This window comes from Cytobacillus oceanisediminis (assembly GCF_022811925.1).
Lineage (GTDB): Bacteria > Bacillota > Bacilli > Bacillales > Cytobacillaceae > Cytobacillus > Cytobacillus oceanisediminis_D.
In genome coordinates, this window is the sequence record NZ_CP065511.1 from 3,767,271 (window position 1) to 3,781,694 (window position 14,424).

13 protein-coding genes are annotated in these 14,424 nt (G+C 41.4%); 4 read left to right on the top strand and 9 right to left on the bottom strand.

What is annotated here, in order from left to right:
- Window positions 1-16: 16 nt before the first annotated feature.
- Entirely contained in the window at window positions 17-1,195 is a 1,179-nt protein-coding gene (locus IRB79_RS18815) for a M20 family metallopeptidase (protein ID WP_243504023.1), read from the bottom strand.
- 97 nt (window positions 1,196-1,292) lie between these two features.
- Window positions 1,293-1,808 (bottom strand): YbaK/EbsC family protein, encoded by a 516-nt coding sequence (locus tag IRB79_RS18820; protein WP_243504025.1) that lies wholly within the window; start codon window positions 1,806-1,808, stop codon window positions 1,293-1,295.
- A gap of 201 nt (window positions 1,809-2,009) precedes the next feature.
- Between IRB79_RS18820 and IRB79_RS18825 the strand changes: the two genes are divergently transcribed.
- Window positions 2,010-3,122, top strand: a complete 1,113-nt coding sequence (locus IRB79_RS18825) for an FUSC family protein (protein WP_243504027.1) — start codon at window positions 2,010-2,012, stop codon at window positions 3,120-3,122.
- A gap of 39 nt (window positions 3,123-3,161) precedes the next feature.
- On the opposite strand, the gene IRB79_RS18830 is transcribed toward IRB79_RS18825, so the two are convergent.
- From IRB79_RS18830 to IRB79_RS18845, 4 genes are all read right to left on the bottom strand, one after another.
- Window positions 3,162-4,223: an SDR family oxidoreductase gene (locus IRB79_RS18830; protein WP_243504030.1), complete on the bottom strand. Its 1,062-nt coding sequence runs from the start codon at window positions 4,221-4,223 to the stop codon at window positions 3,162-3,164.
- 145 nt (window positions 4,224-4,368) lie between these two features.
- Window positions 4,369-5,136, bottom strand: a complete 768-nt coding sequence (locus tag IRB79_RS18835) for a hypothetical protein (RefSeq protein WP_243504032.1) — start codon at window positions 5,134-5,136, stop codon at window positions 4,369-4,371.
- 138 nt (window positions 5,137-5,274) lie between these two features.
- Complete coding sequence (locus IRB79_RS18840; RefSeq protein WP_243504033.1) at window positions 5,275-6,789, bottom strand: AcpB/EbpR/MafR family transcriptional regulator; 1,515 nt, start codon at window positions 6,787-6,789, stop codon at window positions 5,275-5,277.
- A gap of 152 nt (window positions 6,790-6,941) precedes the next feature.
- Window positions 6,942-7,622, bottom strand: coding sequence for a response regulator (locus IRB79_RS18845; protein WP_243504034.1), 681 nt, complete (start codon window positions 7,620-7,622; stop codon window positions 6,942-6,944).
- Window positions 7,623-7,821: 199 nt separating this feature from the next.
- On the opposite strand from IRB79_RS18845, the gene IRB79_RS18850 reads away from it, so the two are divergent.
- Window positions 7,822-9,876 (top strand): molybdopterin-containing oxidoreductase family protein, encoded by a 2,055-nt coding sequence (locus IRB79_RS18850; RefSeq protein ID WP_243504035.1) that lies wholly within the window; start codon window positions 7,822-7,824, stop codon window positions 9,874-9,876.
- A gap of 30 nt (window positions 9,877-9,906) precedes the next feature.
- Here IRB79_RS18850 and IRB79_RS18855 read toward each other — a convergent pair whose 3' ends face one another.
- A complete protein-coding gene (locus IRB79_RS18855) occupies window positions 9,907-10,440 on the bottom strand; it encodes a P-loop NTPase family protein (protein ID WP_243504036.1) in 534 nt (177 codons plus the stop codon).
- A gap of 123 nt (window positions 10,441-10,563) precedes the next feature.
- On the opposite strand from IRB79_RS18855, the gene IRB79_RS18860 reads away from it, so the two are divergent.
- Window positions 10,564-11,583, top strand: coding sequence for a DUF3231 family protein (locus IRB79_RS18860; protein ID WP_243504037.1), 1,020 nt, complete (start codon window positions 10,564-10,566; stop codon window positions 11,581-11,583).
- A gap of 30 nt (window positions 11,584-11,613) precedes the next feature.
- Here IRB79_RS18860 and IRB79_RS18865 read toward each other — a convergent pair whose 3' ends face one another.
- The gene (locus IRB79_RS18865) at window positions 11,614-12,117 is read right to left on the bottom strand and encodes an NUDIX hydrolase (protein WP_243504038.1); all 504 of its coding nucleotides are present in this window, start codon (window positions 12,115-12,117) and stop codon (window positions 11,614-11,616) included.
- Window positions 12,118-12,266: 149 nt separating this feature from the next.
- Here IRB79_RS18865 and IRB79_RS18870 point away from each other — a divergent pair, with 149 nt between their 5' ends.
- Window positions 12,267-13,133 (top strand): YitT family protein, encoded by an 867-nt coding sequence (locus tag IRB79_RS18870; protein ID WP_243509539.1) that lies wholly within the window; start codon window positions 12,267-12,269, stop codon window positions 13,131-13,133.
- A 60-nt stretch (window positions 13,134-13,193) separates the two neighbouring features.
- Here IRB79_RS18870 and zupT read toward each other — a convergent pair whose 3' ends face one another.
- Complete coding sequence (zupT, locus tag IRB79_RS18875) at window positions 13,194-14,003, bottom strand: zinc transporter ZupT (protein WP_243504039.1); 810 nt, start codon at window positions 14,001-14,003, stop codon at window positions 13,194-13,196.
- Window positions 14,004-14,424: the final 421 nt, after the last annotated feature.

A 14,424-nucleotide genomic window follows, 5' to 3' on the forward strand; every position in this document is an offset into this window, starting at 1 on the left:
GGCCTTATTTTGGATTTTAAGCTAATGCCTTGTTTGACTCGAATTCTTTTTTAATTTGTTTTAAAAGCTCCTGATTGGTTAACACTTCATACCCCGTAAGAGCCATTGCCTTCGCTCCAAGGATCATGGCTTCTCTAGCCTGCTCACTCATAGCAGCTTCTCGGAATTCATGTGTGTGGCAGGCATATGCCTCATTGCAGATTTTAATATAAGGATGAATGGAAGGTGCCGCCTGGCTGACATTCCCCATGTCAAGAGAACCTGACCCGTCCTTCTGTTCCAGAATTTCCTCCTCATTCACACCAAGGGAAATCAGTTCTTTATTGAATGCTTCTGATAAGGGGCTGTTCGTAACCATATCATCATAAGAGAACTCATAAAATGACCACTTCATTTCGGCACCAGTCTGCAGAGCTGCCCCTTCTGCACATTTCTTGACCTTTTCTACAAGTTCATTCACATATTCACGTTTGGCTGCACGAACATAAAATTGGGCAACCGCATAGTCCGGAACCACGTTTGCGGCTTTGCCCCCTTCCGTGATAATGCCATGGATTCTGACATCAGGTTTGATATGCTGGCGCAGAGCGTTTATACTGCTAAACGTTTGCAGGACAGCGTCCAAAGCATTTATTCCCAAATGCGGGCTGGCAGCTGCATGTGCTGATTTCCCAAAAAATTCAAACTGTATGGCATCCATTGCCAGTGATGACCCGCTCTTCACATAATTGTCAAGGGGATGAACCATGATCGCTGCATCCAAAACATCAAAAATACCCGCTTCGGCCATGGTCACCTTACCGCCCTTCGTCTCCTCTGCCGGCGTGCCAAAGACAATAACCTTTCCCCCAGTTTCATGAATCACTTTACTTAGTCCTATTCCTGCAGCAATCCCCATCGTGCCGATTAGATTATGACCGCATGCATGCCCTACTTCAGGCAGTGCATCGTATTCTGACATATACCCAATCACAGGACCTTCTTTCCCGCTGTCATAAGTTGCCGTAAATGCAGTCGGTAAACCGCAGGTGCCGATTTCTACAGAAAAACCATGCCTTTCAAGCTCCTCTGTCAATACTTTGCATGCCTTGTACTCTTCATGTCCCAGTTCGGGATTCTCACCAATATAAGTGCTTATTCTATAAAAGTCGTCTTGAAGTTCATCAATTTGTTTAATAATCAGATTCTTTCCCATGAATTATCTGCTCTCCTAATCCGCAATTCTATATATTTATTCATCAATAGTTATAATAATACAATACTATTTTGTTTTCAGCAGGAAAATATGACTTCTATTTCGTTATTTTTTCCAGTGGCCGCTCAATGATCAGCGCATCTTCCCAGTCCTTGCACACATCCACCCAGGCTTTTGCATCTGAATATGTATTAATTTCAGCAGGTGTCAGTTCAATGGCGGAATTGCTGCTTCCGCATGCAGGGAAAAGGGTCTCGAATCTTTTCATAGATTCATCCAGATATACATCCAGGTCATTTTTCAGTCCAAATGGACACACTCCGCCTACGGCATGGCCGGTCTGTTCGAGAACTTCCTCCGCTGAAAGCATCCGAGGTTTGAAACCGAACGTTTTCCGGAACTTCTTGTTATCAATTTTGGCATCGCCTGCTGCCACCACAAGAATTGCTTCATCCCCATCACCTCTGAAGGAAAGAGTCTTGGCAATTTGTGCAGGGCTGACACCGATTGTTTCAGCAGCCTGTTCCACTGTTGCGCTTAAAGAATCAAACTCCATTACATCTTGTTCCCGATCCCATTTTTTAAAATGGGTTTTCACACTTTCAATTGACATTCAAACTCACCCTTCCCCTAAGTCCATAAAATCTTATATATATTCAATATTTATACTTTATAGTTGTCTATTTTAACATACAATCAGATCATGTCACCGGGATAATTTCTTTTTATCAGAAGATTCGCATTTGCTCTTATTGGTTTCTTGCAATAATATAAATTTATATATTGAAACCACAGATTTAAAGAAGGATTATGTATGAAACAGACTATTCCATATAAATTTATAGGAGGAAGAATTGCCAAAACCGGACTGGCTGTTTTTATAACAGCTTTTATTTGCCATATGCTGGATTGGCCAGCCATGTTTGCTGTGATTACGGCCATCGTTACAATTGAGCCCACTGTTGCGGACTCCATTCGGAAAGCATATGTCAGGTTTCCGGCGGCAGCTATTGGTGCGGGATTTGCTGTATTATTTACGTTCATTTTCGGGGACAGCCCGTACAGTTATGCTTCCGTATCGCTTACGACAATCATTGTCTGCCATAAGCTTAAACTTCATGATGGAATGCTGGTGGCTACATTGACGGGTGTCGCTATGATCTCAACGGTACAGGACCATTATCTGTCCTCTTTTTTCATTCGATTGGGGACAACCACAATCGGTATTGTCGTTTCTACAGCAGTTAACTTTTTTGTCATGCCGCCCAATTACTCCAAATCAATTATAAAAAATATACATGCGCTTTACAGACGATCCGGTGACATTTTACACAAAAGAGGCCTTGAAATTTTTAATTCACAGGGATCTGATGGCACTGTCCGTTCTGATTTTCAAAGACTTATTAAAGATATCGATAAAACGGAAACTTTATGCCATTATCAAAAAGCTGAATATAGGTATCACCGATTTAGCCGTGAGGATATGCGCAACTTTCATTATGAATATAAAAAACTGACTATTTTAAGGCAGATTACCTATCACGTGGGAAACTTGATCTTTCTGCCGACTGGCCTGCCGGAGCTGGAGGAGGACAGGAAAAAGGCTGCCGTTGCTGTTCTTGATGATATAAAAGACAGCCTATATGACCCGGGATTTCTTATTTCAGAAAGCCATCATAAAAAAATCAGCGAAGTAACACAGTGGTTTATTGAGCAAAAACAGCTGAACCCTGCGGGCGGTTTAAAACCGCGCACACACCACCATGTCCAGCCTGAAACAGCCATTCTATATGAGATTCTCTCTATCCATGACTTAATTGAGGAATTGAATCAAATTCAGACTATGGAAATTAAGCACCGGAAGCTTTTAAAAGTCCCCCTTGAAGCAGGTGCCCATAAAAGGCGGGGAGCAGGCATGAATGAATAAATGAAGACCGGGAATTCAAATCCCCGGTCTTTTCTTTCGTTAGGAAGGTATACTCGCTTTATCGAGCAAATATCCTGCTATTATTCTTGTTAATACATCACGGTCCATTTGCAGCATGGGAACCCCTGCAGCTGCAAGCAGCTTTTCCGTATTGTCTGATGGGAAATCAATGGTCCGCTGGAAATAACTGTGGAAAATGCTCATTGAATCATGAAAAGCCTTTTCTTCATTTGTCATTTCTGCAGATGATCCAGGGACACACATCTCCAATTGCGGAAAATCCAGTACCTCTTTTACTATTTCATATACATCTGATTGCAGAGGCGGGTTAGGGTTTGTAATATTGTATATCCCGCCATTTTCTGCATGAATCAAGGCGGCATCCAATGTATCTATAACATAATTCACTGGCACAAAATTCTGGGCAACTTCAGGATCCAAATAGATTCTGCAGCTTTGGCTGTCTTGTCTTCGCTTGGCCCGTTTTTTTAAGATCTTGATGCCTTTTAGAAATCCATATAAGCCGAAGTTTGTATCCGCTTCACCTGTTCTGGAATCACCGATGATAATACCGGGACGGAGAATAACAATATCAAGTTTATCCCGGAATGTATATACTAGGTGTTCTGCCTCGCATTTGGAAGCTTCATAGGGATTTACAAAACGCCTGTCCGCAGAGTAAAGAGCCTCCGTCCCCAAAATCTCTGTCCCAACCGTATAGGCGGTACTGATATATAAAACTTTTGGACAATTTATTTCCAAAGCAAGATTCAGAACATTTTCTGTTCCTCCCACATTCACTTTAAAAGTCGTATCCCGATCCTTTTCATCAAATGATAGAAGTGCTGCACTATGGTATAAGGCATCCATCTTTCCTTTTAAGGAATTCACAAGTTCTCTATTTAATCCAAGATGCTCTTCTGTAACATCGCCTTCCAATATATGAATCTGCCTGGAAAAATCGCTTCCTTCGCCTTGCATGAAGGCATCCAGCCGCTTTCTGCTCCTGACTAATAAATAAAGTTCATGCCCCTGTTCCAAAAGCTTTAATGAAAGCTTTTTCCCTAAAAAACCGTTTGCACCTGTAATTAGTATATTCAAAGAAGAATCGCAACCTTTCTATCTAACATCCCTGTAAAAACTTTAGCGGGAAATGCATTTAAAAGCAATGGAAATACATTCACCTGAATTGGTTCTGCATGTTCATAAATAACAGAAGCGCCTGGTTTTTCCCCAGGCGCCTTTTTTAGGATAAGTATTTTTGTTTTCTCTCATTCTTTTCATCCCTGTCGCATACTCCCTGAAAAGGACAGGCTGGACACTCATTCATATTGTACAAATCCGAAAACTGCTTTGTGTCTTCAAGAAGCGTCTTCATCATCTGCAGATAGTTTAATCCCGCTTCAAGGCTATCTTTATTTGGATTGAAAACATGCCTTTCACCATCCATTAATGTCACGACCTCAATTCTGGCCGGCCTTATACCAAATACCTTTTCTGAAAAAACCACAGTTAAATGACAATAAAGCTCAAGCATTTGCTCGTCAGCATCCACCAGAAATTTCTTCACTATAAAAGAATCCTGCTGCCATTCCGCGACATCGAAAGTTAAAGAAAGATCTACATTCAGCTCTTTAAGATTCATTTTAAACCTTTCATACAAAAACAGCGGCTGAGCTATTTCAGATTCACTGCTTAAGTTTCTCATTAAACCATCTGTTACGGCTGCAGCAGCCATATAATATTGGAGCTGGGTATCAAACATGCGCAGCTCCAGCCTTTCCCAATATTGATCGATCAGCATCAGAACATTTGCAGGGGTCCGATGGCTTTGCGGCAGCTGAAAATAGGATGAAACGACTTTATTGATAATATGCTGAATGGCCTGACGCCAGCCAAGAGGATGTTTTTTCTTTTCAATATGTGTGTAATAAAATTTATAAGGGCACCGGATAAAGTCCGTTAGATTCTGGTCAGTCATTGTGCGGACGGATACTTGAGGGTTTTTGATCAACTCCTCGCCTCCTTAAATCAAAACTATGTATGAATGAAAACAATTATCATCTAGCTTTATTTTAATTGATAATGATTATCAAAATCAACATGTTTTAAAAAATAAATAAAAAAACACCTCCAGTTTGAAGGCGTCTCCTTATTTGTATGGCTCATCCTGCTTTTCATAGGGATAGATCACCTCTTTGTCCAGGTCCATTTGTTTTAGAAAATGATCATGTATGAATTGTCTGATTTCCATAAGCTCTGAACCTGTCGGAAATGCAGAAACATTTATGGCTGGCAGGTCCCCTATCAGCTTGGATGAATGATTCAAATCGGTTGAAATGACCAGATCGAACTCTTCATATTCTGAAATTAAATCGATGCTTGATGAATCAAGCGTTGATATAGAAAGCTGTTTGCCAAAATGATATTTTAGCACTTCCCTAATATAATCCTTTTCATAATATGTCCGGCACACAAGCGCAGCCTGTATTACATGCCTATTCCTCCTTCGCAGAATAGCAGCCTGGAGAAGTGTAAAGATTTCAAGAACATCCAGCTTTTTAAAAATAAGAGGGACTTTAGAGAATGTTTTGAATCCCAGGTCCTCTATCGTTTTGAAAAGTGGATTAGTCTCATAATATGGCAGGTATTGTATCATTGAGCTATGGAGTGTTTCGGTATTTAATTCTTTTTCAAGATAAATTCTCTTAAATGTCTGGTAAATGTGAAATAAAAAGATATCATCATCTGTTAAATTGAAGCCAGCTATATTGGAAAGGTTTTCTAAGTAGACAGAAAAAGGGTGCTCCCTTTCGCCTATCCTCCTCGTGCGGAGATAACGCAGATGCTGCGATCTATTCGTCGGCCTTTCCTCACTCATTAAATAAATGGCAAAGAATAGTATTTCCTGGAGCTGTGTTTCCCTGGATGGAATTTTGGCTTTAGCCATATAGTGCACTAATTCTTTAGCCGCGAGGAAAAATTTACTTTCCTTATACGCATCCACCAAAGTTTTTGGAAACGAAACAAAATAGCCCATAGACATACGCAAATTTGAAATATATAAAATCATTTTGAGGCGTTGAATAGCTCCTGTCCGGAGAGTCATCGAATAGCTCGAGGTCAGCTCCATCAATGCCGACTGAAAATCCCCGGAATGCAGCCAATCCTTCTCAGCATCCGGTTTAAAGCTCATTAAATCTAAGTATTGCATGATAAAACGCCTGATATTTCTTTCATCTCCGACTACTTTGAAAGGACTCGAAGTTAATGTAAGCTGTGATTCCTTCAAAACCTCCTGAAGCTTTTCAATGTGGCGGTATGCGGTTGAACGGCTTACATGCACTTCATTGGATATCAGAGAAATGTCTATTCCATCGCTTAATAAAATCAGCTTTAACGTATGGAAATAAGTATTCTTATCGCGAATTTCTCTCAAAATGCTTTCCAGAGTGCCGCTTTCAGGCTTTCTCAGCCTAACGCCAAAAGTCTCATGCTTTTCCAGCTTCCAATCCTCCGGCAGAATCGTCTCCAGGAATTCCAAATCACGCCATATCGTGCTTTTTGAAAAACCTGTTCGTTCTGCCAGTTGAGCTAAACTGATCCATTTATTTTCACTGAGCAAATGAAAGATTAAATCTGAGTAGCGTTTATAAAACCGGTTCATTTTATCACCTATCTTTTCAAGCTCTTCAAAGTTATCTTTTCTATTACCGTCTTTGCTTACTCATCCTTTACTGCTATCTCAACGTAAAAAAAGGCATGTTCAGGAGAACATGCCTTTAAAGTAAAGGGTGAATTTCGAATTACACATTGGTTCTAACCGATTCTGACCCAGCCCTTTTTGATGGCGAGAAGGACTGCCTGTGTCCGATCATGAACTTTTATCTTTCTCAAAATGCTGCTTACATGATTTTTAACCGTTTTATCGCTAATAAAAAGCGCTTTACTGATGCCAGTATTGCTATTCCCATCTGCCAGCAGCTGAAGCACCTCGCATTCGCGGCGAGTCAATATATGCAGTGGACGCTGATAATTCTGACTTGACGCATGATTGCTGCCTGAATTTAATTCTGTAAGCCTTTTGTATTCCTTTATAATATTTTGCGTAACCTTGGGATCCAGATAACTGCCTCCACTGGCAACAATCCTGATCGCTTCGATTAGCCCTTTTGCACCAATATCTTTAAGCAGGTATCCGGCTGCACCATTCTGGAGCACCCTCGTGACATAATTCTCATCATCATAAAAAGATAAAATAATGACTTTGCTTTTTGATTTGTTTTCATTCAGCTTATCCGTTGCTTTGATGCCATTCATATTAGGCATATCGATATCCATAATCATAACGTCAGGCTTATAATTCTTATCAATTATGAGAGCATCACGGCCATCTTCCCCTTCAGCAACTACTTCAAGGTCCTCTTCCATTTCCAGTATCCGTTTGACCCCTTCTCTGAAGAGCTTATGATCATCTACAATCGCAATTTTTAGCGCCATTTCCCTGTTCACCTGCTCGGATGTATTCTGAACCAATAAAATCTACCAAACCTATTTTACAAAAGTTTTTTCAAAGAATAGTTCCAAATATGAGGCTTGGTGTTTCATTATAGAAATTTGCTGGATGCCCCCAGACGTCCATCAAATAATCTGAATTTTATGTTATGATCGAAATACTATAAGGAAGGAGTATGTGGACATGAACTCTTACAGCAAAACCTTAAATGGTGTTTTCCCATCCGTTTGCTCCTTGGATTGCCCCGATCAATGCGGCCTTCTCGTACATAAAAAAGAAGGAAAAATCGTAAAAATTGAAGGAGATCCCAATCATCCAGTGACACAGGGGAATATTTGCAATAAAGTCCGCAGCATGCCATCAAGGATCTATGATAAAAATCGCCTCAAATATCCAATGAAGCGTGCTGGCACCAAAGGTGATGGCCACTTTGAACGGATTGGGTGGAAAGAGGCGATAGACACGATCACCTCCCGATGGAAGGACCTAATTGTCAACAATGGCCCTGAAAGCATCCTGCCATATAGTTTCTACGGAAATATGGGCAGATTAAACGCAGAAGGAATGGACCGCCGTTTCTTCCATAAACTCGGAGCATCACGCCTTGACAGGACGATTTGTCAATCTGCCGGTACAGCTGGATATACGTATACAATGGGCGGGAGCTTTGGAATGGATCCGGAGGATACCATCCATTCAAAGCTCATTATTCTATGGGGCATTAATGCAGTCAGCACCAACATGCATCAAATGATTCTCGCTCAAAAAGCAAGAAAAAGTGGTGCGAAAATCGTTGTGATTGACGTCCATAAAAACCAGACTGGAAAAATGGCCGACTGGTTTATACCGATTACTCCCGGCACTGATGCTGCCCTGGCCCTTGGCATGATGCATGTCTTGTTTGCCGAAAATTTGGCGGATGAGAACTTTCTGAAAAAGTATACGGTTGGCCACCAGGAACTTCGTGAACATGTGAAGGAATATGATCCTGAAACAGTAGCCGGCATAACAGGTGTGCCGAAAGATGATATTTACAAATTAGCCCGTATGTATGGAAAGACTTCCCCTGCTTTTATCCGAATCGGCAACGGGCCACAGCATCACGACAATGGCGGAATGTGCATCCGCACCATTTCCTGTCTTCCTGCAATTACAGGACACTGGCTCTTAAAAGGCGGCGGTGCCATTAAGGGAAACTCCGGCTATCTTGCTTTTAATACTGGAGCTCTTCAAAGGCCTGACCTCCTGCACAAAAAGGATACACGCCTCATTAATATGAATCGGATCGGTTCGGCACTGCTTGAACTGGAAAAACCGATTAAATCTATGTACGTCTATGGAACCAACCCTGCTCTTGTTGCACCAGAAGGAAATAAAGTCCGTCAAGGGCTGCTGAGGGAGGATCTGTTCCTTGTTGTCCATGATCTGTTCTTAACCGAAACGGCAAAGTATGCTGATATTGTACTGCCGGCGGCTTCTTCTTTTGAGAATACGGACATATATTCATCCTATTGGCACCACTACATGCAAATTCAGGAGCCAGTCATTGAACCATACGGCGAGTCAAAATCTAATGTCGAAGTGTTTCGGCTTCTTGCAGAAGAAATGGGCTTACATGATGCTGTATTTAAAGAAACGGAAGAAGAAATGATTGATGCCGCATTAGATTTTCCGGCTAACCCCTTAATTGAGGAAATAAATGCTGAATCCCTGAAGAAAACCAAGTTTATCAAAGCGAGGGTAAAACCGCTTTTTCCAGGCAGGCTGCCCACGCCCAGCGGAAAAATAGAATTATTCTCGCAGAGAATGAAAGATGATGGATATCCTCCTCTGCCGACATACATACCGCTGAAGGAAGAAAATAAATTCCCTTTTCTGTTTGTGCCTGCACCGAACCATAACTTTTTGAATTCAACTTTTTCCAATAATACAAAACATGCAGCGATGGAGAAGGAACCGCGTCTTCACATAAATACAAGGGATGCTATAAATGCTGAAATTAAAGATGGTGACTTGGTTCGTATTTGGAATGAACGAGGGGAATGCGAACTTAAAGCGGCTGTTGGAGAACTTGTCCTTCCTGGTACAGTTGTTTCACAGGGCATATGGGCAGACGTCCCTGGAACAAATCATCTGGTCAATTCGCTGACTCCGGACCGGCTTTCTGATATGGGCGGCGGTGCCGTGTTCTTTTCAGGCCGGGTAAATGTTTCGAAAATCAGTAAAGATATTGACTAACCCCTGCAAAAATGCAGGGGTTTTTGTATTCTATGAAGCATTGTTAGGCTTAACATCAAAATCCTCTATGTATGAATCAATATCCGATGTATCTTTCAGGGCAATGACTTTTTTTCCTTCTGCAGCAAACCTGTCAAGCCGCTCAGCCATTTTCTTTTTGCGGGGTCCGTAAGTTGTCAGAATGAATTTTATAAACTTCCAGTCCATTTTCTCCTTGCATCCTGCTGCCATATCAGGCCGTGTTTTACCAAGATTGGTCAGCCATCTCTTCAATACCCTGTACAGACAGAGATACAGGGGAAGTTCTAGATATATGACTGTATCACACGCAGCTCCCCTGATTTCAAAAGTATTGCTGTAATTGCCTTCAATAATCCACTGCTGTTTTTTCACAAGTTCACGCTGGGCATCCGAAAATTCTTGAAGTCCGCTTTCCACCCAGCCGGGCTTCCAGAATACAGCATCCAGATGATGTACCTCAATGCCTGTTTTTTCACCTAATTTTCTGGCAAATGTTGATTTTCCTGCGCCTGCTGAAATCCCAATCACCATAATTCTTTTCAAATTATCAGGCTCCTTTCCAAAGCTGATTGATGACTTAGCCCAGTCTTTACGGAAAAGAATAATAACCACTTTAAAGGAAAAAATATCAACCATAGTCAATAAACGTACGAGGGAGGCAATCCCATGCAAAAGAATAAAACACGTCTCACAGCAGCTGAAATTGCATCTTTGTGGACTTCCTTTATGAATGACAGCATGGCTAAGTGCATTTTAGGGTTTATGCTTAAAGATCTGGAAGATAAAGAAATTAAGGGAGCAGTCCAATACGCATATGATTTGACCGCCACCCATTTAAACAAACTTGTCAAGTTTTTTCAGCAGAGTGAGCTGCCGGTGCCTAATGGTTTTTCTGATAACGACGTCATTATGTCTGCACCGTGGCTCTTTTCTGATATATTTTGTTTAACCTATATAAACCATATGGCTCGGACAGGTCTTATTTCTTATGGCGGCTTTCTCTCCATGAGTTCACGGGAAGACATATGTGAGTACTTTACAAATGGGCTTCATGAAACTTCCGTTCTATATAATAAGTCAACCCGGATTGCCCTTAGCAAAGGCCTGCTGGCAAGGCACCCTTCTATTGAAACGCCCCCTGTGACTGAATATATAGACAGCAAGAGTTATTTAAGCGGGCTGAATCCTTTGTCCAATAAAAGACCTTTAAATGCAATAGAAATATCACATCTATATATGAATGTCATGACCAATGCCATGGGGGTAAACTTAAGCCTCAGTTTTGCTCAGACCTCACCAGTAAAAGAGGTTTCAGATTTTATGCTCAGAGGTGCGGAAATAGCTAATAAACATATTAAAATCTTTACAGATATCCTGCTGCAAAATGATATTCCAACCCCCCGTCTGCCTGATGTCAGTGTCAGCAATTCGGTTACACAGACTTTTTCAGATAAGCTGATTATGTTCCATATGAGTTTAATCAGTGCTGCGGGAACCGGAAATTATGCTACAGCAGCAGCTGCCAGCCAGCGCAGCGATCTGGCAATTAATTATGAACGCTTGTCCATTGAAATTGCCAAATATGCCAAAACGGGAGCAGACATTATGATTAAACATCATTGGATGGAAAAGCCGCCCGGCACAAAAGACCGAAAAAAATTAGCTCAGAATAAAAACGGATCATGATGGAAAAAGGAGCTGGCCTGCTCTTTTTCCTTATGGTTCACCATATGACCTTTTCATTGCTGAGTTCAAAGCCTGAACAAGTGTTTCATGCCATCCCTCGGAATAATCAGCTATTTGCAGAGGATCGACCAGCATCCTTTCTGATGACTCATACCGTGCTTCAAAGTCGAGCATCCTTTCTATATTCATATGATAAAATACCTGATAGCCTATTTTGGGATATGCGCTTCTTTCAGTCCACAGCAGATTTTCACTATGGTCTGCGATAATATATCCCAAATGTGTGCACTGCCCTTCCACATAACCTTCTTCCATGGCTTCTCTCTTAAAACATTGTTCGGGGCTTTCACCCTTTTCTATGTGTCCGCCGGGAATATCCCACCCCCGGTTCTGCAAATTTACTAATAAAACCTTTTCTTCCAAAAAGCAAAACCCATGGGCGCTCGTAATTAATTCTCTCTCTGGAGGATATGCTGCCTCCTTCCAGGTTAATTTTATCCTTGCTCCGCCCCAATCCACGTAAGCAGCAGTCATATATTTACCTCTCTTTTTTTTAATCCGCTTGATTACATTCAACACTTGTGGTTTTATTTCCTCTTTTGCAGCTAAGTGGTTCCTGCTTAAAGATTTTTCTTGAAAAGTGCTATAATATGAAAGTATTTAAAAAAGAAGGGCTTGATCATATGGCAATAACAAAGAAAAAACGGGTATTAAAAGAGATAAGACAGCTCATCATGATCACGATAGGTGCGGTGATTGCAGCGGCAGGACTTGAGTTTTTCCTCGTCCCCAATAATATTCTCGATGGCGGGGTTATCGGTCTTTCCATTATCGCTGCTGAACTGACCGGGATGACCATGAGTATATTCTTGATTGTTTTAAACCTGCCATTTCTCTATATCGGCTTCCGTAAAATAGGAATGAAATTTACGATACATACGTTATACGGTGTTATAGTTTTATCTGCCAGTACCGCTTACCTGCATCATTTTGAGCCGGTTACCAATGATTTATTTTTAGCGACAGTCATTGGAGCTGTCATTCTCGGTACAGGGGTCGGCCTTGTGATCAGAACTGGCGGAGCTTTGGATGGATCAGAAATCATCGCCATCCTAGTCAGCAAGAAGCGTCCAGTGTCTGTCGGCCAATTTATCATGATTGTCAACGTATTTATATTTATTCTTGCGGCCTTCCTCGTTTTCAGCTGGGAAACAGCCATGTACTCCATTATCACCTATTATATTGCTTATAAAATGATTGATATCGTTGTGGAAGGTATGGAAGAGCTGAAGTCGGTTACGATCATTTCTGATACGCCTGAAGAAATCTCTGCAGAGCTTATGAAGCAATTGGGGCGGGGAATGACCTATATTCAGGGCCAGGGTGTTTTTACTGGTGAGCCGAAAAAAATCATTTATACCATCGTAACACGGATTGAATTATCTACGCTCCGTTCGATTGTGGAAGATATCGACCCGAATGCATTAGTGGCTATAGAAAATATTGCCGATGTCAGCGGCAGCAACTTTGACAAGGGTACAGCGCATTAAATGTAAATTGAAAAAGCAGGCTCCCTTCACATGCATCAGTGATGGAGACTGCTTTTTTTGCTATAAAAACAGCAGCAAGCTGAGCGCCATGACGGCCATTCCTGCCACAAGACCATAAATGGAGGTATGGGCTTCATCATACTTCTTGGCAGCCGGCAATAATTCATCGAGAGAAATGAACACCATTATTCCGGCAACTGCGGCAAAAATGACACCAAACATTACATCGTTTAAATATGGCATTAAAATCAAGTATGCCACAAATGCGCCAATTGGCTCTGACAGACCTGATAAAAATGAAAGCTTAAAAGCCTTCTTCTTGCTCCCAGTGGCATAATAGACAGGAACTGAGACAGCAATCCCCTCTGGAATATTATGGATTGCGATAGCCGCCGCAATGGCGATTCCAAGCGATGGGTCCTGGAGTGCAGATGTAAAAGTTGCAATTCCTTCCGGGAAGTTATGAATCGCAATCGCCAAAGCCGCAAAGGTCCCCATTTTTAAGAGTGCCGGATCTTCGACGACCTTGCCTGCATCATTCATTTCTTCAACTGTTCTTACTTCATGCGGGTTATCCTTTTTAGGAATAAACCGATCAATTAACGCAATGAGGATTATCCCCCCAAAAAAACCTCCAACAGTTGCCCAGTTGCCGTTTACTTGACCTAATGCTCCTACAAGTGCATCTTTTGCTTTTACAAAGATTTCAATCATGGAGACATAAATCATTACACCTGCGGAAAAGCCAAGTGCCAATGATAAAAACTTCGTATTCGTTCTAGAAGTAAAAAAAGCCATTAAACTGCCAATACCTGTCGCTAAGCCGGCAAACAATGTGAGACCTAATGCAAATAATACTTCCTGCGACATTTCACTCTCTCCTTTTTCACTGTTGCCAAAAAGTTTCTCCAGGGCAACTTTTGCCTTAAAAAAATATATATCCAAGATTACTAAAAGTATATGCGCCTATCTTAAAAAGTTTACTTTGGTAAACATTTTATCTCCAACGCAAACCAAAAGCAATAAAAATAACTCTGCAATTCATTTTTCTTCAATATTATAAGAATGATTCAGGAAAATGTGCATTATAAAAAGCAAAAAAACCTCCGCCATTTACCACAGCGAAGATCAATCCCAGAAACACTTTAATTTGAAAAGTTCCTGAAAGTACCCTCATACTGATAAAAAGGCTGCAGGGGTTATATCAGGGACTGCTTTCCATGCGTGCTGCTAAAAAGCGGACAGCTGAAGGATGAAGCAGGGTATCGGCATCAAGCGTGATAACATACTC